The following is a 22,382-nucleotide window of genomic DNA, read 5'->3' on the forward strand; positions in this document are numbered from 1 at the left end:
TTACTCCAGATTCTGGACCTGTTCGCGGAACTGGTCGATGACGACTTTCAGTTCGATGCCTGCAGCCGTTACAGCAGCAGAATTGGATTTGGAACAGATGGTATTCGATTCCCGGTTAAATTCCTGTGCAAGGAAGTCGAGCTTGCGGCCGATCGGCCCGCCTTTTTCCAGAAGCTCGCCGACTGCGGCCACATGGCCCTTCAGCCGGTCGATCTCTTCGCGCAGGTCCGCCTTGGTCGCCAGCAGGGCCACTTCGGCATAAAGCCGGTCGCGATCGAGCGCCGCCTTGTCCTGCATGACCTGGTCGAGCTGGAGGTTCAGGCGGCGGGCGATCTCTTCGGGCGAGCGCGACGCATCGGTCTCGACGATATGGGTCAGTTCAGCGATACGGGCCACATGGGCTGCAAGGACAGCGCGCAATGCCGCCCCTTCGGTCTCGCGCATGCGCTTGAGGTTCGCAAGCGCAGTGGTCAAGCCGGACAGGATCGCCACGTCGCGGGCGAGAAGCGCATCCTCGCCATCCTCCTGCTCGCGGATATCGACGAGGCCACGGATCGAGATCAACGTATCGAGGCGCAGCGGCGACGGATCGATGATGTCCTTCAGCTCTTCGCGCAGCGCAAGTACGGCTGCCAGTGCGTCGCGATTGACGACCGCTTCCATGCGCGTCTCGTCCACCGAGATCGTTAGCGACGCCTGGATATTGCCGCGGGAAAACGCCTCACCGACCATGCGGCGGGTGTCCGGCTCCAGCCGCTCGAGCCCAGGCGGTAGGCGCAGACGTGCATCCAGCCCCTTGCCGTTGACCGATCGCAGCTCCCAGACAAAGCGGCTACGCCCGCTGACACCTTCGCTGCGGGCAAAACCGGTCATCGACTGCAATGTCATTCAATCTACTCCATAAGCGTGCCACCGCTTGGCGCGGTGGCAGAAATTCTGGTCAGTTGCCTGTCGGCCTTTCGGCGTCCGCGCCGTCCGGCTGGCCGTCGACAACCTCTTCCCCCGCGTTTGCTGCAGCAGCGGTGCCTGCCTTGCGCTCGGCCTCGATCCTGCGCCAGCGCTTGACGTTGGCATTATGCTCTTCGAGCGTCGGCGCAAAGACGTGACCGCCGGTGCCGTCGGCAACGAAGTAGAGATCCTTGGTGCGCCACGGGTTGGCGACGGCTTCGAGTGCTGCACGGCCCGGATTGGAAATCGGAGTCGGCGGCAGGCCCTTGATCTTGTAAGTGTTGTACGGCGTCTCTTTCTGCAGGTCGGACCGGTAGATCGGGCGATCGGATGGTTTTCCATCACCGCCGAAGATGCCGTAGATGATCGTCGGGTCGGACTGAAGGCGCATGCCTTTCTGCAGCCGGTTGAAGAAGACCGAGGCGACGTGGGCGCGCTCGTCATCCTTGCCGGTCTCGCGCTCGACGATCGAGGCCAGAACGACGAACTCTTCCTTCGTCTTGATCGGCAGGTCAGGGTCGCGGCGCTCCCAGATCTGGTCGATCAGCTTCTGCTGGGCAGCATGCATCTGCGACAGGATTTCGGAACGGTTCGTCCCGCGGGAGAATTTGTAGGTATCCGGGCGAAGCGTGCCTTCCGCCGGCAGGTCGGCAGGAAGATTGCCTTCCAGGATTGTGTCCTCTCTCAGTCTGAGCGCCATCTGGCGGACGGTCAGGCCTTCCGGCATCGAGATCGAATAGAGGATTGACTTGCCGGATTCCAGAAGATCGGCGATCTCCTGCATCGTGGCATGGGCCTTGATCTCATATTCGCCGGCTTTGAGGCTACGGCGATTTTCGGCCGAACCAGCGTAACCGAGATTGACCGAGGTAACGTAACGGAAGACCCGTGCATCCTCGATGATCTCGTTGCGCTCCAGGCTTGTGGCGATCTCGGCAATACCTGCGCCTTCGCGCACGACGAAATTGGTATTGGCTGCAAGAGGGCCAGGGCTGTGATAGCTGGACAGCGCATAATAGAAGATCGCGGCACCGGCGAGGCACACAAGCACGATCATCGTCATCACGAAATTGAAGAAGATGATGACCTGGCTGCGGGCTTTCTTTGAACGTCGCGGCGGATCCGGCACGCGTTCCGGCTTCAGGGCTTCGTTCGGTGATTTGGGAATGATCGGGCCGCGGCTGCTGCCGTTGTTGGCTGCATTGCCACCGCTGGGCGGAAGCTCGCCACCATTATCGGAATTGCTCAACCGCACCCCCCTTTGCACTAATCGGAATCATTGCCCGCTGTTTGGCCAAGCAATACGGCAAAAAGCAGGTTCAGAATATGATGTCGGCTAGACGGTAATGTCCAGCCGACGATGGAGGCGATCACAATTACGCGTCGTAACGCTTCAAAACGAGCGACGCATTGGTGCCGCCGAAGCCGAAGGAGTTCGACAGCGCGACGTTGACGTCACGCTTGCGGGCCTGATGCGGCACGAGATCGATTGCGGTCTCGACGTCCGGATTGTCGAGATTGAGTGTCGGCGGCACGATGTTGTCGCGGATCGCAAGTGTCGCGAAGATCGCTTCAACGGCACCGGCGGCACCAAGAAGGTGGCCGATCGCCGATTTGGTCGACGACATCGAAACCTTCGAAGCCGCATTGCCGACCAGACGCTCGACAGCACCGAGTTCGATCGTGTCGGCCATGGTCGATGTGCCGTGGGCGTTGATGTAGTCGATATCGGAGGCAGACAGGCCGGCGCGCTTCAGAGCCATGGTCATGCAGCGGAACGCACCATCGCCGTCTTCCGACGGCGCGGTGATGTGATAGGCGTCGCCCGACAGACCGTAGCCGACAACCTCAGCATAGATCTTGGCGCCGCGGGCCTTGGCATGTTCAAGTTCTTCGAGAACCACGACGCCGGCGCCCTCGCCCATGACGAAACCGTCGCGATCGCGGTCATAGGGGCGCGATGCTTTTTCCGGATTGTCGTTGTGCTGGGTCGACAGCGCCTTGCAGGCGGCAAAACCTGCGAGACCGATACGGCTGACCGGAGATTCCGCGCCACCGGCGACCATCACGTCGGCGTCGCCGAAAATGATCAGCCTTGCGGCATCGCCAATCGCGTGGGCACCGGTGGAACAAGCGGTGACGACGGCATGGTTGGGGCCGCGAAGCTTGTGTTTGATCGAAACCTGTCCGGAGACGAGGTTGATCAGGCGGCCGGGAATGAAGAAAGGAGAGATACGGCGCGGTCCTTTGTCGCGGAGCGTATAACCCGCCTCGACAATACCTTCGAGACCGCCAATGCCCGAGCCGATCATCACGCCGGTCATGATCTGGTCTTCATCCGTCTGAGGATGCCAGCCGGCATCTTCCAGCGCCATATCGGCGGCGGCCATGCCGTAAAGAATATAGGGATCGACCTTGCGCTGTTCTTTCGGTTCCATCCATTGATCGGCATTGAATGTGCCGTTGGAACCGTCGCCGACCGGAATGCGGCAGGCAATCTTTGCCGGCAGATCGTCAACTTCGAATTCGGTGACTAGTCTCGCACCGCTCTGGCTGGCGAGAATGCGCTGCCAGGTAACTTCCGTTCCGCATCCAAGCGGTGATACCATGCCGGTACCGGTGATAACGACACGCCTCATCGCCAACAACCCACCCCGTATTTCATGATCAAATTGCTGAAACGGCCCGAACTAGCGGGCCGTCATGTGAGATCGATGCCCGCAAAACGCGGGCAATCGTCCCAGATATGTCGTCGATTAGGCCTGTGCCTTCTCGATGAACTTGACCGCGTCACCGACGGTCAGGATCGAGTCAGCAGCGTCGTCCGGGATTTCAACGCCGAACTCTTCTTCGAACGCCATGACCAGTTCGACGGTGTCGAGCGAATCCGCACCCAGATCGTCGATGAAGCTTGCGCCTTCAACAACCTTGTCGGCATCAACGCCGAGATGATCAATAACAATTTTCTTAACGCGTTCTGCGATATCGCTCATGTCGGTTTCCTCGACCTTTATCTTTCACCGGATACCCATTGAGGCATCCTCGTCCTGTTAAACCTTCAACTGCACCTTATCGGGTGCCGATGCCGGCAAACCCCGCCACCCCTTTTCCGGTTCCGTGCATCATTGCTCACGCAATATGACGACCTGAATTTCAGGGTGACTTTTCACAGTCATGGCCCGATTAACACGGTTTGACTGTTCCGAAAAGCCAGAATTTGTTCCCTCCCACAGCGCAGAACCCTTGTTCTCCACTGGTTTTACGAACAAAGCCCGGCAATCAGATCATTGCCATGCCACCATTGACGTGAAGCGTCTGGCCGGTGACGTAGCCTGCCTCGTCCGAAGCGAGATAGAGAACCGCCGCTGCGATGTCCGATCCGGCGCCCATGCGCTTCATCGGGATCGCGCCCATGATGGCTTCCTTCTGCTTGTCGTTCAGCTTGCCGGTCATGGCGCTTTCGATGAAGCCTGGAGCCACGCAGTTGACCGTGACGTTACGGGTGGCGATTTCCTGGGCGAGCGACTTGGAGAAGCCGATCATGCCGGCCTTAGACGCACAGTAGTTGGTCTGGCCAGGATTGCCGGTGACGCCAACGATCGACGTGATGTTGATGATGCGGCCGTGGCGGCGACGCATCATCGGATGGGTCAGCTCGCGCGTCAGGCGGAAAACCGAGGTGAGGTTGACTTCCAGGACCGCATCCCAGTCCTCGTCCGACATGCGCACGAACAGGCCATCCTTGGTGATGCCGGCATTGTTGACGAGAATATCGACGCCGCCGAGAACTTCCTCAGCCTTCTCGCCGAGCGCCTTGACCTCGGCACGATCGGAGAGGTTGGCCGGGAAGATATGGACGCGGTCGCCGAGTTCTGCGGCCAGTGCCTCAAGCTTTTCGACGCGGGTACCGTGGAGGCCGACGACAGCGCCCTGTTTATGGAGAAGGCGAGCGATCTCTTCGCCGAGGCCACCGGTAGCGCCGGTGACGAGTGCCTTGCGGCCGGTCAGATCAAACATATCGAAATCCTTTTCTTCAGCCGAGAATGGCAGCGATTGCCGCGTCGATATCGGCCGGGGTGTTGACGGCTACGCCAGAGATATTCTTGTCGATGCGGCGGGCAAGCCCCGTCAGCACCTTGCCGGAGCCGATTTCATAGAGAGTGGTCACGCCGTTCTGACCGAACCACTCGACAGTTTCGCGCCAGCGGACCTGGCCGGTAACCTGGGTAACAAGCAGCTGCGCGATTTCTTCAGCATCGGAAACCGGGGCGGCGCGCACATTGGCAACGACCGGCACGACCGGGCTCTTCTTTTCGACCTTGGCGAGCGCGTGACGCATGGCGTCGGCGGCCGGCGCCATCAGGTCGGAATGGAAGGGAGCGGATACGGGAAGCATGATGGCGCGCTTGGCGCCCCTTTCGGTCGCAAGGGCCGCTGCCTTTTCGACAGCTGCCTTGGAGCCGGAGATGACAAGCTGTCCGCCGCCATTGTCGTTGGCGATCTGGCAGACGCCTTCTGCCTTTGCTTCAGCGCAGATGGCGTCGACATCGGAGTGTTCGAGGCCGATGATCGCAGCCATGGCGCCCTGTCCGACCGGAACGGCCGACTGCATGGCATCACCGCGGATGCGCAGAAGCTTTGCCGTATCCGACAGCGAGAAGGTGCCGGCGGCACAGAGCGCCGAATATTCACCGAGCGAATGCCCGGCGACATAAGCGACCTTGTCGGCAAGGTTCAGCCCACGGGCTTCGAGCACGCGCATCGTGGCGATCGAAACGGCCATCAGCGCCGGCTGGGCGTTTGCCGTCAGCGTCAGCGTATCTTCCGGGCCATTCCACATGATATCGGAGAGCTTCTGGCCGAGAGCCTCGTCGACTTCCTCGAAAACCGCGCGGGCTTCCGGATAGGCTTCAGCGAGATCCTTGCCCATGCCGACGGCCTGGCTACCCTGACCCGGAAACGTGAATGCAATGCTCATTGGGATAATCCTTCCCTTATGTTTTGCCTCTCCATTCACATTTGAACCTTGAGAGTCAAGGGTAACACCCTGCGGCGGCCCTGCCATTCCAAAGCAAATCGGCCCGGAGCGGTGGTTTGTCGAAGCGGTTTGAGGCGAAATAGAGACCGGGGCGCGAAGTTGATCGCGTGATGCCCTTGCGATTCATCAACCGGGCGCTAAAGTCCCCCGCCTTGTCTTTACTCCCGGCCCCTCCCTCCCGGCCTCCTCATCCAGGACTGCATTGATGAAGTACAACAAACTCGGCCGCACAGACTTTTCCGTGTCCGAAATCTGCCTCGGCACCATGACCTGGGGCACCCAGAACACCGAAGCCGAAGCGCATGCCCAGATGGATTATGCCGTCGAACACGGCGTCAACTTTTTCGATACGGCTGAACTTTATCCGACAACGCCTGTCAGCGCCGAAACCTATGGCCGCACCGAACAGTATATCGGCACATGGCTGAAGAAACGGGCCAAGCGCGGGGATATCGTGCTTGCCACCAAGATCGCCGGCGCCGGTCGTCCGCATATCCGTGAGGGCCGCCCGATCGAGGCTGCGACCATTCGCGAGGCGGTCGATGCCAGCCTCAAGCGGCTGCAGACCGACTATATCGATCTTTACCAGATCCACTGGCCGAACCGCAGCCACTATCATTTCCGCAATTCCTGGACCTTCGACGCCTCGACCCAGGACCGAGAAAAGTCCATCGCCGACATTATCGAAAAGCTGCAGACGCTGGATGATCTGGTAAAGGCCGGAAAAATCCGCGCGCTCGGCCTTTCTAACGAGACCGCCTGGGGTACGATGCAATATCTACGCCTGGCGGAAGAAAAAGCGTTGCCGCGCGTCGCGTCGATCCAGAACGAATACAATCTGCTTTACCGTACTTTCGATCTCGACCTTGCCGAAGTCGCCCATCACGGAGATGTGGGCCTGCTCGCCTACTCGCCGCTGGCGGCCGGCCTGCTCACCGGTAAATATCTCAACGGAGCCCGCCCCGCCGGCACGCGCGCAACCGTCAATACCGATCTGGGCGGGCGGCTGCAGCCGAAGCAGGAACCAGCGGTCAAGGCCTATGTCGGTGTGGCAGCGAAACATGGGCTCGACGCCGCGCAGATGGCGCTGGCTTTCTGCCTCGCTCGCCCCTTTATGACTGCAGCCATCATCGGCGCCACCTCCATGGAGCAGTTGAAGATGGATATCGGCGCGGCAGATGTTTCGCTTTCCGATGAAGTGATGAAAGACATCGCCGAAATCCACCGGCAGTACCCGATGCCGATCTGATCCACCCCATGCCAACCTCCACGACAAGGTCGCCGGTCGTGTCGTGGAAGTGCCCGAGGACTACTCAACCCGCTACAATTGGCGACCCCTCTTTATGCAATCTATGATTGATTGCGCAAGCCATATGCAACCATTATCTATGATTGCATATAACGGGAGGATCACGCCATGGTAGACGTAAACGTCGAAATCAAAGCAGAAGATTCGCCGATTTCGAACGCGGTGGATCTGTATTACAGCCAACTATACGAGATCTTGAATCCGCAAACGGAACAAAAGATCGCGCTCAACAGCAGCCTCGTCACCTTCGACATCATTCCCCAGGCGCCGATGTTCACGGAATATGTTTTCCGCGCCTTTGCCGACAGGACGGTGACGATTTCCCCCACCGAATATGGTCCCGTCGCCCTAGGTGTAGCCAACACGAACGACAGGTATTCATTCTTCTTCACGGAAGTTCTGAAACAGGCCGTATTCAAGCTGGACACCGCGCTGCGGCAAGACATCGTCGACAAGATCGACCTTATAGACAGGGAAGTCCGCCAAAGCCGGCAGGAACTTCAGCTCTTCTACCAGACAATGTTCACCGCCTGGAACTCCTATGCCACGCAGAATGGCGTCGCCGCAGATGACGCCTACTACCTCGACAAACAAACGGCTTTTTTCAACACGAATAACTTCGCCGAACAGATCAGCTATTACAAGAACATCATCTCTGACGGCCTTGTCCGCATGCACATCCTGCGCGACGCACAATATCCGGATGTGGAGGCGAGGCACATATCCTCGCTGTTCAAATACGCAACGCTCGACCAATATCTGATGCCGCGGCCAAAAGATCCGATACTCGAAGAGATCAACAAATACGACCCGATCCGATTGGGGCAGGCATACATCTACAACAACCTGAACTATTTCGAGCCATCCGTCGAAATCCGTCCGTCCGGATATCTACCGAAATTCCTGACAAATATCGGCAAGCGCTCCGTGTCGATCGAAAAGACCGCGGCTGCGACCCACCAGCATGATGTCAGCTGGAGCGCCTCCGGAACGGCCCGGAAGTGGTTCTTTTTCAAGGCAAGTGCCAGTGTCTCGAGCGAGAGCCACCTCAAGGAAACCATTGCGGCGACCAACAGGGTCGGGATGGCTTTCGAGAATCTGGCGGAATACTGGGTCAATCGCGGCCCGTGGTTCTCGTCGGGCGTTTTTGCATACAAGAGGATCCGCGAGGTTCTTGCCGCAAATCCGATTTATGCCGGTCTCCTCGGACATGCCATCTCCTCCGTAATCCTTGGCCGCGGCCTGGAGCTGACCTTGCATTTCGACAAGGTGTCGACATTCTCCGAGTGGTCGAAATTCACGGCGTCGGCGAGCGGCTCATTTTCCGTTTTCGGCATGAATATTCCGGCTACGTCCGGTTCGATGTCGGATTACAAATTGAACACCCGCGAGTCCGAAGACAAGAAGAGCGTCACCTTTCTCGACGATCCAGCACATACCCGGCTGCTCGGATTTAGGGTCGACAAGCTCTTCGATGGGGCTGAAGAGTTTGCTCTTGCCGCATCCCCTTACATCGACGAGGTCGGCCCCGATGACAAGGCTATTTCATCCCTTGGAACGTGGAGTTCTGCAGTAGATACATCTGCCGAAAAAAGAAAAAACAAGCTGCTGAAAATCGCGACAGAAAAGCTCCTCGACTGAGGTTCGCAAAGATGCGTTTGCTGGCGAAAGTCGTTGTCTTGATATTGTCGGCCACCTCTGCGACCGAGGCGGCCGACATGCCCGAAGCGGGCAAAGGCACCCGTTGCTCCTGCGGCGAAAACACCGCGGCCCAGGCACCCGTTGTCACACGCTCCTATCCAATCTGCTATTTCAACAAGAAGCCCGGTGACGAGGAACTGGCCCGGCTGGAGCAGAAGCTGATCGAATTCATGAAGCCCTATATGCCAAGTGGCGTTCTGCAGACGGGAATGTCGCCAAACAATCGCTGGATCAGCGTGAAGGGAATGCAGTCGGGGCACGTCGCCCTGAAAAAGGTATGGCCCCAGATAGGCTGTTACGGTAACTACATAACCCAATCCGAATATGTACAGCACAAACGCTGCACGGGTTACCTTGAGCAGCTTCTGAAACAGAACTCCTATACGTTTTCAGGCGAAACAAGCGATGGAGAAGGCATTACCGGGCAGTTGTTTTGTGACGGAAAATGATCGCCCCTTGCCTTTCGCCTAAAAATCCGTATAAGCCGCCCTGTTCGAAACACCCGGTCTTCTGGCTGGTGGCTGTACGGAGGGCAGGTTCGCTCAGGCGAGCCTCAGGGACGAAAGCGTTCCGGCCTCCCGTGTCTCCGCTCTCGACCGTCTCGAAACAACAACTTTTCTTGCCGGCCTTTTGGCCATCAGGAGCAGTCGTTGAGGCTTAGCCGCCGAACCCGGGTGCAAAACAACCGCAAGAAAAGGCAAAGCTTACATGGCTCTTTACGAACACGTATTCCTTGCCCGGCAGGATATGTCCGCTCAGCAGGTTGATGCCCTCGTCGAACAGTACAAGGGTGTCATCGAAGCTAACGGCGGCAAGGTCGGGCGCGTCGAAAACTGGGGCCTCAAGTCCCTGACGTACCGCATGAAGAAGAACCGCAAGGCTCACTACGCCCTGATGGACATCGATGCTCCGGCTGCTGCCGTGCACGAAATGGAACGTCAGATGCGCATCAACGAAGACGTTCTTCGCTACATGACGCTTTCCGTCGAGAAGCACGAAGAAGGCCCGTCTGCCATGATGCAGAAGCGTGACCGTGACGACCGTCCGCGTGACGATCGTGGCCCGCGCCGTGACTTCGGCGATCGTGGCCCGCGCCGCGAATTCGGCGATCGTCCTCCGCGTGAAGGCGGCTTCGAGCGCGCACCGCGCCCGTCCGCTCCGCGCGAATCCTAATCTGGGCCTCAAGGAGAAAACACAATGGCTGACGTATCCTCGTCCCCGGCACGCCGTCCTTTCCATCGTCGTCGCAAGACCTGCCCCTTCTCGGGCGCAAACGCACCGAAGATCGATTACAAGGACGTTCGTCTCCTGCAGCGCTACATTTCCGAGCGCGGCAAGATCGTTCCTTCGCGTATCACCGCAGTTTCCCAGAAGAAGCAGCGCGAACTGGCCCAGGCCATCAAGCGCGCCCGTTTCCTCGGCCTGCTGCCGTACGTCGTATCGTAATTGATACCGGACCCGCTGATCAAAAATCAGCGGGTCTACTCCCTTCCGCGTTGGGCGCGGATCGGAAACGAACTACAAACCCCATGTTGGGGATGAAGTGCCTGTGAAAGTGATTCAGGCCCGTCCCCTAACTGCTTCATCCGGCAGGACAGCGAGAGCGTAATGAACAAGACACAGACAGTGCTGCCCACCGGCATTCTGGCCGGCGTCGTTGCCACCCTCCTCGTGATGGGTGCCGGCACGCAATCGTCTTTTGCCGCCGTTCTTTATGCCGCCTCTGCTCTTCCGATCTTCATCGCCGGCCTTGGCTGGGGTAACCGCGCAGCCATTACCGGCATCGTCACGTCGGGCATTCTCGGCGCAGTTCTCATCTCGCCGATCTTCGCCGTCACCATGGCGATCTTTACGCTGATCCCGGCCGGCTGGCTGTCGCATCTCGCCAATCTGGCGCGTCCGGCCTCCGAACTCGGTGGCCCCGACAATCTGCTCGCCTGGTATCCGATCTCCGACATCCTGCTGCATCTGTGCGGCCTCGTGACGATCGCCGTCATCGCGCTTGGCGTCGCCATCGGTTACGGACCGGAACTTGTCGGGCAGATCGTCGACGTGCTCGGCTCCGCGCTGCAGACGCAGGAACCCGGCCTGTCGCTTACCGCTGCCGATATCGGGCAATTGAAAAGCACGATGCTGCTCACGTTGCCGATGGTTCAGGGCGGCATATGGGTCATCCTGCTGTTTGCAGCCTTCTATTTCGCCATGCGCATCGTCTCGCGCTCGGGCCGCGCGCTTCGCCCGCGTGAAGACATGCCGTCGGCGCTGCGCATGAACCGCCATGCGATCTACATTTTCCTCGCCGGCATCGTCATGACCTTTCTGGGCGGCGTACCGGCAATGATCGGCGCCACAATCTGCGGTACATTCGGCGCAGGTTTCCTGATGTCGGGTTTCGCCGCCATCCATTTCCGCAGTCAGGGCAAGGACTGGCGCCTGCCGGTCCTCGTGCTCGCATACCTCTCCTCCATGCTCGTCATTCCTGCCTTCGCGATCCTCGCTCTCGGTCTCACGGACACCCGCCGGACCATCGCGCTGACGCCGGCAAAGGGCAGCACGGATCAGAACACAACCAATCCAGACAATTGAGAACTAGAAAGGAACTCCAACATGCAAGTCATCCTGCTTGAACGCGTACCGAAGCTCGGCCAGATGGGCGAAACCGTAAAGGTTCGCGATGGTTACGCTCGTAACTTCCTGCTGCCGCAGGGCAAGGCACTTCGCTCCAACGAAGCCAACAAGAAGCGCTTCGAAAACGAGCGCGCAACGCTCGAAGCTCGTAACCTCGAGCGCAAGGGCGAAGCCCAGACGGTTGCCGACGCACTCGCCGGCAAGACCTTCGTCATCGTTCGTTCGGCTGGCGAAACCGGTCAGCTCTACGGTTCTGTTGCTGCTCGCGACGTGATGGACGCACTGGCTGCAGAAGGCTTCAACGTCGGCCGCAACCAGGTCGACCTGAACCACCCGATCAAGGCAATCGGCCTGCACGAAGTAACGCTCCACCTGCATTCGGAAGTCGAGATCCAGATCTCGGTCAACGTTGCCCGTTCGGCCGAAGAAGCAGAACGTCAGGCACAGGGCGAAAGCCTCACCTCCGCTGACGCCATCTACGGCGTTGACGAAGACGCACTGCGCCCGGAAGACTTCTTCGATCCGGAAGCTGACCGCGACGGCGACGAAGAATAATAGACCTCTCGCAGATTCGTCTGCGACAGCGCCCGGCCTCACGAAGGCCGGGCGTTTTTTTGTCTCTTTTTGCGGGTAAGATAGCGTTTGCTCCGGTGAGTCGCGGCCTGTTCGCACCACTCCTGCGACGTCGGCCCGAATGAGGCACAGTCAACCGGATTTGTCGCTTCATTACGTTTTTTGTTTCGCGTAAATGACGCCCGCTGTGGATATCTGTGGGTAACATCCGAAGGCAAAATGCACGGTTTCGGTGCGGTCCAGTTATCACTAGAACCGAGGCCTTGAACGGACAGGACGGGTAGAAGATCATGAACGAAGTTCCGCGCAACATGGGGTCGCTCAGCAACAAGGATGCAGCGCCGCACTATCGCGAGGCGCCGAACAATATCGAGGCGGAACAGGCGCTGCTCGGCGCGATCCTGGTCAACAACGACGCCTATTACCGCGTCTCGGATTTCTTGAAGCCGCCGCATCTCTACGAACCGCTGCATCGCAAGATTTACGAGGTTGCCGGCGACATCATCCGCATGGGCAAGACTGCCAACCCGATCACGCTGAAGACCTTTCTTCCGGCCGATGACAAGGTGGGTGACCTGACTGTTGCGCAGTATCTCGCACGTCTTGCCGCCGATGCCGTCTCTATCATCAATGCGGAAGACTACGGTCGGGCGATCTACGACCTGGCGCTTCGCCGGGCGCTGATCACCATTGGCGAAGATGTCGTCAACATCGCCTATGATGCGCCGCTCGACATGCCGCCGCAAAGCCAGATCGAGGATACCGAACGCCGCCTTTTCGAACTGGCGGAAACCGGCCGTTACGACGGCGGCTTCCAGTCGTTCAACGATGCTGTTGCGATCGCCATCGACATGGCGGGCCAGGCTTTCGAGCGTGACGGCCAGCTCTCTGGTATCTCAACCGGCATCATGTCGCTCGACGGCAAGATGGGCGGCTTGCAGCGCTCCGACTTGATCGTGCTCGCAGGACGCCCCGGTATGGGCAAGACCTCGCTTGCCACCAATATCGCCTACAACATCGCCGCGGCTTACGAGCAGGAAATCGCCCCCGATGGCTCGTTCAAGGCCAAGAATGGCGGCGTCGTCGGCTTTTACTCGCTCGAAATGTCGTCCGAACAGCTGGCCACCCGTATCATCTCCGAGCAGACGGAAGTTTCGTCGTCAAAGATCCGTCGCGGTGACATTACCGAGGCCGATTTCGAAAAGCTGGTCGCCTGTAGCCAAATGATGCAGAAGGTGCCGCTGTTTATCGACCAGACCGGTGGTATCTCGATCGCCCAGCTATCGGCGCGCGCCCGCCGCCTGAAGCGCCAGCGCGGCCTCGATTGCCTGGTGGTCGACTATATCCAGCTGATGACCGGTTCGGGCAAGTCGGGTGAAAACCGCGTGCAGGAAATCACCCAGATCACCACGGGTCTGAAGGCGCTCGGCAAGGAACTCAACGTGCCGATCATCGCGCTGTCACAGCTATCGCGCGGTGTCGAAAGCCGTGAAGACAAACGCCCGCAGCTTTCCGACCTTCGCGAATCAGGCTCGATCGAGCAGGATGCCGACGTCGTGCTCTTCGTGTTCCGTGAGGAATATTATGTAAAGAACATGGAGCCCCGCGACTTGGCCGATCCGAAATACCCGGAATGGGAAGCACATATGGAGCGCGTCAAGGGTACGGCCGACGTCATCATCGCCAAGCAGCGTCACGGACCGACTGGCACGGTCAAGCTCGCCTTCCAGTCCGAATTCACGCGCTTTGCGGACCTCGCCGAGCCGAGCTTCACGCAATACGAAGAACCGTGATCGAACAGCCTCGCCGGCAGTACACCGGCGAGGCTGAGAGTCGCGGGCTAACTCAGGCCGCGTTGTAAAGCCGTCGCGTAACGAAGCCTGAACCGTTCAGAGCATTCAGGGTCTTGGCGATGGCAAGTACGGCCAGGTCCGCCAGCGGCTCGATCAGCACGATCGACATATAGGCAATACCGAACGTGCCGATCGCCACAAGATTTTCGCTTGCGAAACCGGCACCATAAAAGGCCCAGAAAGCCACCCAGGCGACGACACCGGCCTGATAGGCGGTCGATAGCTGGAGCGCCTGCCTATAGGTGAGATCGACATAGGCCGTGCCTGGCGAAATGATACGATCCGCCAGCGCTTTCACCGCAAACAACGGCACCAGCAGCGTCGTGACGTTCATTCCAAACTGCGGCAGGTCGGCCGGCGCAAAGAACAGTCCCTGTATCGCCAGACCAAGCGCCAGCCCGATTGCCGCCGGTGCTGCGCCGAACAGCAGGAACAATGTCGATCCGAGAATGAAATGCACCTCGGACACGCCGACCGCATAATGCGGCAGAAGTTCGAAGAAGGAAAAGACTGCTACAGCGGTGATGGCCGTACGCGCGGCCAATGATGCGAGACCCTGTTGCCGGATCGTGTCTCGCGCCAACTTCAACGTGAAAAGTCCCGCCCCTGCTGCAGTGGCGTAGCTCAGAATGATTTTGGCCCCGTCTACGAGGCCCGGTTCGATATGCATATGTGCTCCTGTCCGTCACACCCGACGGTCGTTGATTGATAAGATACACACGGTCGGTCTCCTGACTCGCGGGTCGATGCCTTGTCGAACCTTCCCATGGCGCGAGGCCACAGTGGTGTTTCGCAAAGCTCGCCGCTCACAGTCGCGGGGGCGGTCGGGTTCAACAGATGCTGCCCTTGTTCCCATGCGGTCAACGGATGTCGGCCGCACCATGTGCGGGAATGGGGTAGCAATTTCCCGCAGAGGCAGCAAACAACCGCAGCCGAAATCGCACCAATCTACCGCTGTCATAGGGTCGCATGCAGCAAGAATGGGTCATCGGCGTTGCTACGCGCACTCCTGGGCCTTCAGCCATTTGCGAATGCGCGCTCTTGCATTGGCATAGGGCGACGCGGTGTTGAACTGGATCATGCGCCCCTTGGTCCACTTGCCGTACCAGCCTTTGCCGTAAAGCTCGTCATCTGACCGGTTGCTGATTGTCGAGACCAGTTGCTCTTTCACCGTCCTCAGTCGTTCCAACCGCTCGGGCCAGTCCAGTGCGTCATGGTCTGCATAGAATTTTTGGGCAAGCGGCCCCAGTTCGTTCCACTTGAACCCCATCTCCGGAAAATCGACCGCTTCACCCCGGTCATCCCGATCGAGCCATTTCAGCACCAGTTCGTTCCAGCCGATGAGGTATGCGACGAGATCCGCCGGGCTCATCATCGAGCCTGCCATGTGGCCCTGCATGGATGCCTCTCTCGCCCGGACCTTCGGAACGCTGGCAAGATCGTCCCAAAGCCTGTTGAAGGTCGTGGAGATCGCCGCAAGAAGTTCCTGCCTGGAACCGGGTACAGCCATGGAGCGCCTTCAGATGCTGTTCGAATACAGCATCTAAGCTACGCTTCTGTCCACAGGATATGAAGCCGTCCGGCTGTCGCAGCCGGACACCGACCCTAGGATTGCTGCACTATTATTGTGGTGTCAAAAGCCTGTACGGAGAACCTTATTCTTCACCCGCGGCCTTTTTCCAGCCGGCAAAAAGGTTAGGATCGGCCACTCCGCCTTTCAAAAGCATATTCAATTGAGACCGCCATGACAGAACAGACCGATTTTGACAGCGACGAAACCTATCCGGATGATTTCGATATCGCGCCCGTGAGATTGACGGTCGATCTCGGCGCACTTGTCGACAACTGGAAGGAAATGGCGCGCCGCTGTGGAAAGGCTTCAACCGCCGCAGTCGTCAAGGCGGATGCCTATGGTCTCGGGCTTGAGGATTGCGGTACCGCGCTCTATGAAGCCGGCGCACGGGATTTCTTCGTTGCCGCGGTGCAGGAAGGCGTAACCTTGCGCACCTACGCGCCGGATGCCCGCATCTACGTGCTTTCCGGCATATGGCCGGGCCAGGAACGGATGTTTTACGAAAACGATCTGGTCCCGGTGATCATCTCCGAGGAACAGCTGGCCTTCTGGATGTCGGTCACCGCCGAACATGGCGACCATCCTTGTGCGCTACATATCGATACCGGCTTCAACCGGCTCGGCCTTCCCGCGGAAGAAGCGATCGCCTTTGCCGAGGATGTCTCGCGGCCGGCAAGTTTCTCACCCGTTCTCGTCATGTCGCATCTTCACAGCGGCGATTCGCCGGCCTCTCCGCTCAACCGATCACAGCTTGAGTCTTTCCAACGGGTTGCTGCGGCTTTCGAAGGCGTTCCGACAAGTCTGTCTGCTTCCGCAGGCATCTTTCTCGGCCCGGAATATCACTTCGACCTCACCCGTCCCGGCATTGCCGCCTATGGCGGCGAGGCGGTCAACGGCATGAAGGCGCTTAAACCCGTGGCCAAGGCGGAGGCACGCATCATCCAGATCCGTGATGCGCCGTCCGGTTCGACCGTCAGCTACGGCGCCACCCATCAGCTGTCGCGCAACAGCAGGCTTGCCGTTGTGTCGGCCGGTTATGCCGACGGCTACCTGCGTTCGCTGTCAGGTTCCGGCGTACCGCTTCGGGCTGGAGGCGCACCCGGCGCTTTTGGCTTCATCGCCAACAGGCGCGTGCCCGTGATCGGCCGGGTCACGATGGATCTGACGATCTTCGACGTGACCGACGTACCCGAAAACGAAATCCGCACCGGTGACTATATCGAACTGTTCGGCCCGAACATCGCACTCGACGACACCGCACGCGCCGGCGGCACGATCGGTTACGAACTTCTGACCGCGCTCGGGCTGCGTTATGAACGGCGCTACATTTATCCGGACGATTGATATCACCGCCGTCTTGTCATCACCCGCCAGTTTCGCTTAAAAGGCCATTGGTTCCGCTTTTGTTCTTGCGGGTATCCGAGATATTCAAGGCGGCGATCAAATCTATGGCAAAAACCAAAACCCAATTCGTGTGCCAGAACTGCGGCACGGTGCATAGCCGCTGGGCCGGCAAGTGCGACGGCTGCGGCGAGTGGAACACGATCGTCGAGGAAGACCCGATGGGCGGCATCGGCGGCGGTCCCGGCAAGGCCCCGAAGAAGGGCCGTGCCGTTGCGTTGACCACGCTGTCGGGCGAAACCGAACAGGCACCGCGTATTTTCACCGGCATCTCCGAACTCGACCGCGCCACCGGTGGCGGTTTCGTGCGCGGCTCCGCCGTGCTGATTGGGGGCGACCCCGGCATCGGCAAGTCGACGCTGCTGATGCAGGCGGCAGCAGCACTTTCACGCCGCGGCCACCGGATCATCTATGTCTCGGGCGAAGAGGCGGTGGCCCAGGTGCGCCTGCGCGCCCAGCGCCTCGGTGCAGCGGATTCGGACGTGCTGCTTGCTGCGGAAACCAATGTGGAAGACATCCTTGCCACAATTTCCGAAGGCAAACGCCCCGATTTGGTGATCATCGATTCCATCCAGACGCTCTGGAGCGATACGGCAGATTCGGCCCCTGGCACCGTCACCCAGGTGCGCACCGGCGTGCAGGCAATGATCCGCTTTGCCAAGCAGACGGGTGCCGCCATGGTTCTCGTCGGGCATGTGACGAAGGAAGGCCAGATCGCCGGTCCGCGCGTCGTCGAGCACATGGTCGATGCCGTGCTTTATTTCGAGGGCGATCGCGGCCATCACTATCGCATCCTCAGAACGGTCAAGAACCGTTTCGGGCCGACCGACGAAATCGGCGTGTTCGAAATGTCCGATAACGGCTTGCGCGATGTTTCCAACCCGTCCGAACTGTTTCTCGGCGAGCGCAATGCCAAATCTCCGGGTGCCGCCGTCTTTGCCGGCATGGAAGGCACACGGCCGGTTCTGGTCGAGGTACAGGCGCTTGTAGCAGCCACTTCGCTCGGCACGCCGCGCCGCGCCGTGGTCGGCTGGGACAGTTCGCGTCTGGCAATGATCCTTGCCGTGCTCGAAGCCCATTGCGGGGTCAGGCTCGGCCAGCACGATGTCTATCTCAATGTCGCAGGCGGCTACCGCATTTCGGAACCGGCAGCCGACATGGCGATCGCATCGGCGCTCGTCTCCTCGCTTGCCGGCGCGGCTTTGCCTGCCGATTGTGTTTTCTTCGGCGAAATCAGCCTTTCAGGCGCCGTACGCCCGGTGTCGCAGACATCCCAGCGCCTGAAGGAAGCGGAAAAACTCGGCTTTGCCGGCGCCATGCTGCCTGCCACCTCGGCGGAACTGCCGAAGAACGGCAGCGCCCGCTGGACGATGATCGAGGACCTTCCCGATCTTGTCGCCCGCATTGCCGGATCCGCCAAGAAACTGGGGAAAGGCCATGAAAATGCCGGAGAAGATGATTGATCTTCCGTTAATGAGTTGGCTGATGTAAGACACTGCGCCCAATGCTGGAATGCCGGGCGAAAATGCCGGTTCATCCGGCAGGTGTGGAACGGCAGGTTCTGGAGTAGAGTTTACATGCCCATTACGATCTTCGACGGTATTGTCATCGGCGTCACCCTGTTTTCTGCGGTGCTTGCCATGGTCCGCGGCTTTTCCCGCGAAGTGCTGTCGATCGCCAGCTGGGCCGGCTCGGTTGCCGCCGCCTATTATCTTTATCCGCTGGCTGTGCCTTATGCGGAAAAATACACGTCCGATCACCGTATCGCGATTGCCGCCTCTGCAGGCGTGATCTTTCTGATCGCGCTGATCGTGATCTCCTTCATCACCTCGCGGATTGCTGATTTCATCATCGACAGCCGCATCGGCGCGCTGGACCGTACGCTCGGCTTCCTCTTCGGGGCTGCCCGCGGCATCCTGCTACTCGTCATCGCAACGGCCTTCTGGAACTGGCTGGTGCCAGTCAAGGCGCAGCCGACCTGGGTGGTGGACGCCAAGTCGAAGCCTTTCCTCGATACGCTTGTCGGCCGTCTTGAAGCCGTATTGCCCGAGGATATCGAGCCGCAGATCCGCGCGCGCATCACCGGCAAGGAAGAAGCGCCGGCCGATGTTCAGCCCGGCCAGGAACTGCCGCCGGTAGGCGACGCACCTGCTACAAATAATTGACGCTGTGTTGCGCTTGATGCAGCGCAATTCGTCACCATTTGTGGTATGACTTGAATTCAGGTAGAGAGCGGGCTGGCACCGGGGACGAAAACTCCCCGGCCGGCCTTTCCATTTTAAGATCAAGGGCACAGGCTCACGATGGACCAGTCGGCTTCACAATCCTTCGACATCAACCACTCCAATGAGTGGGAAGACGATACGCTGCATGAAGAATGCGGCGTGTTCGGCATCCTCGGGCACCCGGATGCGGCAACGCTGACGGCGCTTGGTCTGCATGCCCTTCAGCATCGTGGCCAGGAAGCTGCCGGTATCGTTTCCTTCGACGGCCTGCGCTTCCATTCGGAACGCCGCATGGGCCTCGTCGGCGACCATTATACGGACCCGGCAACGCTCGCCAAGCTGCCCGGCAACATCTCCATCGGCCACGTCCGTTATTCGACGACCGGCGAAGTGGCGCTCCGCAACGTGCAGCCGCTGTTTGCCGAACTGGAAGTCGGCGGTATCGCGATCGCCCATAACGGCAATTTCACCAACGGCCTGACGCTTCGCCGTCAGCTGATCGCCGGTGGCGCCATCTGTCAGTCTACTTCCGATACCGAAGTCGTCCTGCACCTCATCGCCCGCTCCCGTTATTCCTCCACTGCCGACCGCTTCATCGATGCGGTCCGCCAGATGGAGGGCGGTTATTCGATGCTGGCGATGACCCGCACCAAGCTGATTGCAGCGCGCGATCCCACGGGCATTCGTCCGCTGGTCATGGGCGAACTCGACGGCAAGCCGGTCTTCGCCTCGGAAAGCTGCGCCCTCGACATTATCGGCGCCAAGTTCGTCCGTGACGTCGAAAACGGAGAAGTCATCATCTGCGAAACGCAGCCGGACGGTTCGATCAGCATCGACGCCCGCAAGGCCGGCAACGGTCAGCCGGAACGCCTGTGCCTGTTCGAATATGTTTATTTCGCCCGTCCGGATTCGGTCGTCGGCGGCCGCTCGGTCTATGTTGCCCGCAAGAACATGGGCATCAACCTCGCTAAGGAAGCTCCGGTCGATGCCGATGTCGTCGTGCCGGTTCCCGATGGCGGCACACCGGCAGCGCTCGGTTATGCTCAACAGAGCGGCATTCCGTTCGAATACGGCATCATCCGCAACCACTATGTCGGTCGTACCTTCATCGAGCCGACGCAGCAGATCCGCGCCTTCGGCGTGAAGCTGAAGCATTCCGCCAACCGGGCGATGATCGAAGGCAAGCGCGTCGTACTGGTCGACGATTCGGTCGTTCGCGGCACCACGTCTCTCAAGATCGTGCAGATGATCCGCGATGCCGGCGCAAAGGAAGTGCATCTGCGTGTTGCCAGCCCGATGATCTATTATCCCGACTTCTACGGCATCGACACGCCGGACCGGGAAAAGCTGCTCGCCAACCAGTATGAAAGCCTGGAAGCGATGTGCAAATATATCGGCTGTGACAGCCTCGAATTCCTGTCGATCAACGGTCTCTACCAGGCCGTCGGCGGCGAGGACCGCAACGACGCACGTCCGCAGTTCACCGACCACTATTTCACCGGCGATTATCCGACCCGCCTTCTCGACAAGGACGGCGAAGCGGTCGGTCGCAAGGTCTCGCTACTCGCCAGCAACGGTTGAGCCGGACGCGAAGACCGGTTTCCAACAACCGATAAACATTCTAGAAGGCTGCGGAAACGCGGCCTTCTTTTTTGGCCTCAAAATCAGATTGTCTAAGCGGGGCGGGAAACATGACCATCGATCTCAAAGGCAGGATTGCGCTTGTCACCGGCGCATCGCGCGGCATCGGCTATTTCACGGCGATTGAACTGGCAAAAGCCGGCGCGCATGTGATTGCCTGCGCTCGCACGGTCGGCGGGCTGGAAGAACTGGATGACGTGATCAAGGCCGCCGGCGGCTCGGCCACACTCGTTCCCTTCGATCTTTCCGACATGGACGCAATCGACAGGCTGGGGGCGTCGATCTATGAGCGCTGGGGCAAGCTCGACATTCTCGTCGCCAATGCCGGCATTCTCGGCGTCATCGCACCGGTCGCCCATGTTGAAGCGAAGACCTTCGATCGTGTCATGACCACCAATGTCACGTCCATGTGGCGGCTGGTCCGCTCTCTGGAGCCGCTGCTGGTCAAGTCTGATGCTGGCCGCGCCATCCTGCTTTCGTCGGGCGTTGCCACCAATCCGCGCGCGTTCTGGGGTGCCTATGCGATGTCGAAGGCCGCGGTCGAGACCATGGGCAGGATCTGGGCCGAGGAAATGGCGCACACGCCGCTCAAGATCAACATGGTCAACCCGGGCGCCACCCGCACCGCCATGCGCGCCCAGGCCATGCCTGGCGAAGACCCGGAAACCCTGCCGCATCCGTCAGAGGTCGCCGCAAAGATCCTTCCGCTCGCTTCACCCGAAACGATCGACAGCGGCCGGCTGTTCGTCGTGCGCGAAAACCGCTTCGTCGATTACCGGCTGCCGGAGTGAAGAAAGCACAGGGCGATAAGATCCGGCATGACTTTGGCTGCGGCTCCCCTAACTTGAAGGAGCAGACCTGAAGCATCGTGCCATGCCGGAGACTTGTCCTTGCCGTTCGAACATTTCTCGCTTGAACATCTGATTTCCCAATATGGCGTGCTCGCCGTGTTTTTAGGCGCAGCCTTCGAGGGCGAGACGGCGGTCTTTTTGGGCGGGGTCTTTGCGCACCGGCATTTCATGTCCTGGTGGGAAGCGGCGACGGCTGCAGCAATCGGTTCATTTGCGGCGGATCAGGCGTGGTTCTTCGCCGGGCGTTATGCCAACCGGCTGGCGCTGGTTCAACGCTTCCTGAAAACCGATGCGGCGCAGAAGGTCAGTCAGCTTCTCGAAGCCCATCCGACCGGCTTCATCCTCGCCTTTCGCTTCATCTACGGCATGCGAACGGTCAGCCCGATTGCAATCGGGCTAAGTTCGGTGCCGGCACTTCGCTTCGTTATCCTCAATTTCATCGCGGCCGTGGTCTGGGCCGTGCTGATCACCTCGATCGGTTATCTGTTCGGCAATGCGGTTGAGATGTTGTTCGGGCGATTGAAGCTGCATCTCCATATGCTTATCGCCATCGCCGCGATTGCAGTCATACTCACTGCTCTCGCCTATCTCATCCGCAGGCAGATGCGCGGAGGGTCGGTCACGCGCTGAAGACGGGCTTG

22 protein-coding genes and 1 riboswitch are annotated in these 22,382 nt (G+C 59.5%); of the genes, 14 read left to right on the forward strand and 8 right to left on the reverse strand.

Annotation, left to right across the window (positions count from 1 at the left end; genetic code table 11):
- The 6 genes from GGE33_RS20615 to fabD all read right to left on the reverse strand — a co-directional run bounded on the left by GGE33_RS20615 (nt 1) and on the right by fabD (nt 5,926).
- Nucleotides 1–888: a YicC/YloC family endoribonuclease gene (locus tag GGE33_RS20615; protein WP_183827321.1), complete on the reverse strand. Its 888-nt coding sequence runs from the start codon at nt 886–888 to the stop codon at nt 1–3.
- Nucleotides 889–940: 52 nt separating this feature from the next.
- A complete protein-coding gene (mltG, locus tag GGE33_RS20620; RefSeq protein WP_183827324.1) occupies nt 941–2,197 on the reverse strand; it encodes an endolytic transglycosylase MltG in 1,257 nt (418 codons plus the stop codon).
- A gap of 127 nt (nt 2,198–2,324) precedes the next feature.
- Entirely contained in the window at nt 2,325–3,587 is a 1,263-nt protein-coding gene (gene fabF, locus GGE33_RS20625) for a beta-ketoacyl-ACP synthase II (RefSeq protein WP_183827327.1), read from the reverse strand.
- Between the two features lie 117 nt (nt 3,588–3,704).
- Nucleotides 3,705–3,941 (reverse strand): acyl carrier protein, encoded by a 237-nt coding sequence (locus tag GGE33_RS20630; RefSeq protein ID WP_003502080.1) that lies wholly within the window; start codon nt 3,939–3,941, stop codon nt 3,705–3,707.
- A 286-nt stretch (nt 3,942–4,227) separates the two neighbouring features.
- On the reverse strand, nt 4,228–4,965 hold the full coding sequence (gene fabG / locus GGE33_RS20635) for a 3-oxoacyl-[acyl-carrier-protein] reductase (RefSeq protein WP_148145404.1): 738 nt from the start codon (nt 4,963–4,965) through the stop codon (nt 4,228–4,230).
- 16 nt (nt 4,966–4,981) lie between these two features.
- Nucleotides 4,982–5,926 carry an ACP S-malonyltransferase gene (gene fabD, locus GGE33_RS20640; RefSeq protein ID WP_183827330.1) on the reverse strand — a complete coding sequence of 315 codons (945 nt, stop codon included), beginning with the start codon at nt 5,924–5,926 and terminating at the stop codon, nt 4,982–4,984.
- A gap of 265 nt (nt 5,927–6,191) precedes the next feature.
- On the opposite strand from fabD, the gene GGE33_RS20645 reads away from it, so the two are divergent.
- From GGE33_RS20645 to GGE33_RS20680, 8 genes are all read left to right on the forward strand, one after another.
- On the forward strand, nt 6,192–7,235 hold the full coding sequence (locus tag GGE33_RS20645) for an aldo/keto reductase (protein WP_183827333.1): 1,044 nt from the start codon (nt 6,192–6,194) through the stop codon (nt 7,233–7,235).
- A 168-nt stretch (nt 7,236–7,403) separates the two neighbouring features.
- The gene (locus GGE33_RS20650) at nt 7,404–8,936 is read left to right on the forward strand and encodes a hypothetical protein (protein ID WP_183827336.1); all 1,533 of its coding nucleotides are present in this window, start codon (nt 7,404–7,406) and stop codon (nt 8,934–8,936) included.
- Nucleotides 8,937–8,947: 11 nt separating this feature from the next.
- On the forward strand, nt 8,948–9,445 hold the full coding sequence (locus tag GGE33_RS20655; protein ID WP_183827339.1) for a hypothetical protein: 498 nt from the start codon (nt 8,948–8,950) through the stop codon (nt 9,443–9,445).
- A gap of 259 nt (nt 9,446–9,704) precedes the next feature.
- A complete protein-coding gene (gene rpsF / locus GGE33_RS20660; RefSeq protein WP_148145409.1) occupies nt 9,705–10,169 on the forward strand; it encodes a 30S ribosomal protein S6 in 465 nt (154 codons plus the stop codon).
- Between the two features lie 24 nt (nt 10,170–10,193).
- A complete protein-coding gene (gene rpsR, locus GGE33_RS20665; RefSeq protein WP_112457119.1) occupies nt 10,194–10,442 on the forward strand; it encodes a 30S ribosomal protein S18 in 249 nt (82 codons plus the stop codon).
- 162 nt (nt 10,443–10,604) lie between these two features.
- Nucleotides 10,605–11,582, forward strand: coding sequence for a DUF2232 domain-containing protein (locus GGE33_RS20670; protein WP_183827342.1), 978 nt, complete (start codon nt 10,605–10,607; stop codon nt 11,580–11,582).
- A gap of 21 nt (nt 11,583–11,603) precedes the next feature.
- Nucleotides 11,604–12,179 (forward strand): 50S ribosomal protein L9, encoded by a 576-nt coding sequence (gene rplI / locus GGE33_RS20675; protein ID WP_148145411.1) that lies wholly within the window; start codon nt 11,604–11,606, stop codon nt 12,177–12,179.
- A 308-nt stretch (nt 12,180–12,487) separates the two neighbouring features.
- Entirely contained in the window at nt 12,488–13,990 is a 1,503-nt protein-coding gene (locus GGE33_RS20680) for a replicative DNA helicase (RefSeq protein ID WP_183827345.1), read from the forward strand.
- A gap of 52 nt (nt 13,991–14,042) precedes the next feature.
- On the opposite strand, the gene GGE33_RS20685 is transcribed toward GGE33_RS20680, so the two are convergent.
- Together GGE33_RS20685 and GGE33_RS20690 are read right to left on the reverse strand one after the other, a co-directional pair.
- Nucleotides 14,043–14,720, reverse strand: a complete 678-nt coding sequence (locus GGE33_RS20685) for an energy-coupling factor ABC transporter permease (protein ID WP_183827348.1) — start codon at nt 14,718–14,720, stop codon at nt 14,043–14,045.
- Nucleotides 14,721–14,754: 34 nt separating this feature from the next.
- A riboswitch (cobalamin riboswitch) is annotated at nt 14,755–14,949 on the reverse strand.
- 98 nt (nt 14,950–15,047) lie between these two features.
- Complete coding sequence (locus tag GGE33_RS20690) at nt 15,048–15,560, reverse strand: ClbS/DfsB family four-helix bundle protein (protein ID WP_183827351.1); 513 nt, start codon at nt 15,558–15,560, stop codon at nt 15,048–15,050.
- A gap of 234 nt (nt 15,561–15,794) precedes the next feature.
- Between GGE33_RS20690 and alr the strand changes: the two genes are divergently transcribed.
- The 6 genes from alr to GGE33_RS20720 all read left to right on the forward strand — a co-directional run bounded on the left by alr (nt 15,795) and on the right by GGE33_RS20720 (nt 22,371).
- Entirely contained in the window at nt 15,795–16,967 is a 1,173-nt protein-coding gene (alr, locus tag GGE33_RS20695) for an alanine racemase (RefSeq protein WP_183827353.1), read from the forward strand.
- Nucleotides 16,968–17,071: 104 nt separating this feature from the next.
- Nucleotides 17,072–18,487: a DNA repair protein RadA gene (radA, locus tag GGE33_RS20700; RefSeq protein ID WP_183827356.1), complete on the forward strand. Its 1,416-nt coding sequence runs from the start codon at nt 17,072–17,074 to the stop codon at nt 18,485–18,487.
- Between the two features lie 114 nt (nt 18,488–18,601).
- On the forward strand, nt 18,602–19,189 hold the full coding sequence (locus tag GGE33_RS20705) for a CvpA family protein (protein ID WP_148145417.1): 588 nt from the start codon (nt 18,602–18,604) through the stop codon (nt 19,187–19,189).
- 138 nt (nt 19,190–19,327) lie between these two features.
- Nucleotides 19,328–20,830: an amidophosphoribosyltransferase gene (gene purF / locus GGE33_RS20710; protein ID WP_183827359.1), complete on the forward strand. Its 1,503-nt coding sequence runs from the start codon at nt 19,328–19,330 to the stop codon at nt 20,828–20,830.
- 110 nt (nt 20,831–20,940) lie between these two features.
- Entirely contained in the window at nt 20,941–21,681 is a 741-nt protein-coding gene (locus tag GGE33_RS20715) for an SDR family NAD(P)-dependent oxidoreductase (RefSeq protein ID WP_148145419.1), read from the forward strand.
- A gap of 99 nt (nt 21,682–21,780) precedes the next feature.
- Nucleotides 21,781–22,371: a DedA family protein gene (locus GGE33_RS20720; protein WP_246436308.1), complete on the forward strand. Its 591-nt coding sequence runs from the start codon at nt 21,781–21,783 to the stop codon at nt 22,369–22,371.
- The last annotated feature ends 11 nt before the right edge of the window (nt 22,372–22,382 follow it).

It is taken from the genome of Aliirhizobium cellulosilyticum, assembly GCF_014198105.1.
Lineage (GTDB): Bacteria > Pseudomonadota > Alphaproteobacteria > Rhizobiales > Rhizobiaceae > Neorhizobium > Neorhizobium cellulosilyticum.

What these genes read in the sequence shown, in the direction of transcription:
- radA (WP_183827356.1), top strand. Translation starts at nt 17,072, where the DNA reads ATGGCAAAAACCAAAACCCAATTCGTGTGCCAGAACTGCGGCACGGTG.
- GGE33_RS20690 (WP_183827351.1), bottom strand. Translation starts at nt 15,560, where the DNA reads ATGGCTGTACCCGGTTCCAGGCAGGAACTTCTTGCGGCGATCTCCACG.
- fabD (WP_183827330.1), bottom strand. Translation starts at nt 5,926, where the DNA reads ATGAGCATTGCATTCACGTTTCCGGGTCAGGGTAGCCAGGCCGTCGGC.
- GGE33_RS20615 (WP_183827321.1), bottom strand. Translation starts at nt 888, where the DNA reads ATGACATTGCAGTCGATGACCGGTTTTGCCCGCAGCGAAGGTGTCAGC.
- rpsF (WP_148145409.1), top strand. Translation starts at nt 9,705, where the DNA reads ATGGCTCTTTACGAACACGTATTCCTTGCCCGGCAGGATATGTCCGCT.
- alr (WP_183827353.1), top strand. Translation starts at nt 15,795, where the DNA reads ATGACAGAACAGACCGATTTTGACAGCGACGAAACCTATCCGGATGAT.
- rplI (WP_148145411.1), top strand. Translation starts at nt 11,604, where the DNA reads ATGCAAGTCATCCTGCTTGAACGCGTACCGAAGCTCGGCCAGATGGGC.
- fabF (WP_183827327.1), bottom strand. Translation starts at nt 3,587, where the DNA reads ATGAGGCGTGTCGTTATCACCGGTACCGGCATGGTATCACCGCTTGGA.
- GGE33_RS20705 (WP_148145417.1), top strand. Translation starts at nt 18,602, where the DNA reads ATGCCCATTACGATCTTCGACGGTATTGTCATCGGCGTCACCCTGTTT.
- fabG (WP_148145404.1), bottom strand. Translation starts at nt 4,965, where the DNA reads ATGTTTGATCTGACCGGCCGCAAGGCACTCGTCACCGGCGCTACCGGT.
- GGE33_RS20655 (WP_183827339.1), top strand. Translation starts at nt 8,948, where the DNA reads ATGCGTTTGCTGGCGAAAGTCGTTGTCTTGATATTGTCGGCCACCTCT.
- GGE33_RS20650 (WP_183827336.1), top strand. Translation starts at nt 7,404, where the DNA reads ATGGTAGACGTAAACGTCGAAATCAAAGCAGAAGATTCGCCGATTTCG.
- rpsR (WP_112457119.1), top strand. Translation starts at nt 10,194, where the DNA reads ATGGCTGACGTATCCTCGTCCCCGGCACGCCGTCCTTTCCATCGTCGT.
- GGE33_RS20630 (WP_003502080.1), bottom strand. Translation starts at nt 3,941, where the DNA reads ATGAGCGATATCGCAGAACGCGTTAAGAAAATTGTTATTGATCATCTC.
- GGE33_RS20685 (WP_183827348.1), bottom strand. Translation starts at nt 14,720, where the DNA reads ATGCATATCGAACCGGGCCTCGTAGACGGGGCCAAAATCATTCTGAGC.
- GGE33_RS20645 (WP_183827333.1), top strand. Translation starts at nt 6,192, where the DNA reads ATGAAGTACAACAAACTCGGCCGCACAGACTTTTCCGTGTCCGAAATC.
- GGE33_RS20670 (WP_183827342.1), top strand. Translation starts at nt 10,605, where the DNA reads ATGAACAAGACACAGACAGTGCTGCCCACCGGCATTCTGGCCGGCGTC.
- GGE33_RS20715 (WP_148145419.1), top strand. Translation starts at nt 20,941, where the DNA reads ATGACCATCGATCTCAAAGGCAGGATTGCGCTTGTCACCGGCGCATCG.
- purF (WP_183827359.1), top strand. Translation starts at nt 19,328, where the DNA reads ATGGACCAGTCGGCTTCACAATCCTTCGACATCAACCACTCCAATGAG.
- GGE33_RS20680 (WP_183827345.1), top strand. Translation starts at nt 12,488, where the DNA reads ATGAACGAAGTTCCGCGCAACATGGGGTCGCTCAGCAACAAGGATGCA.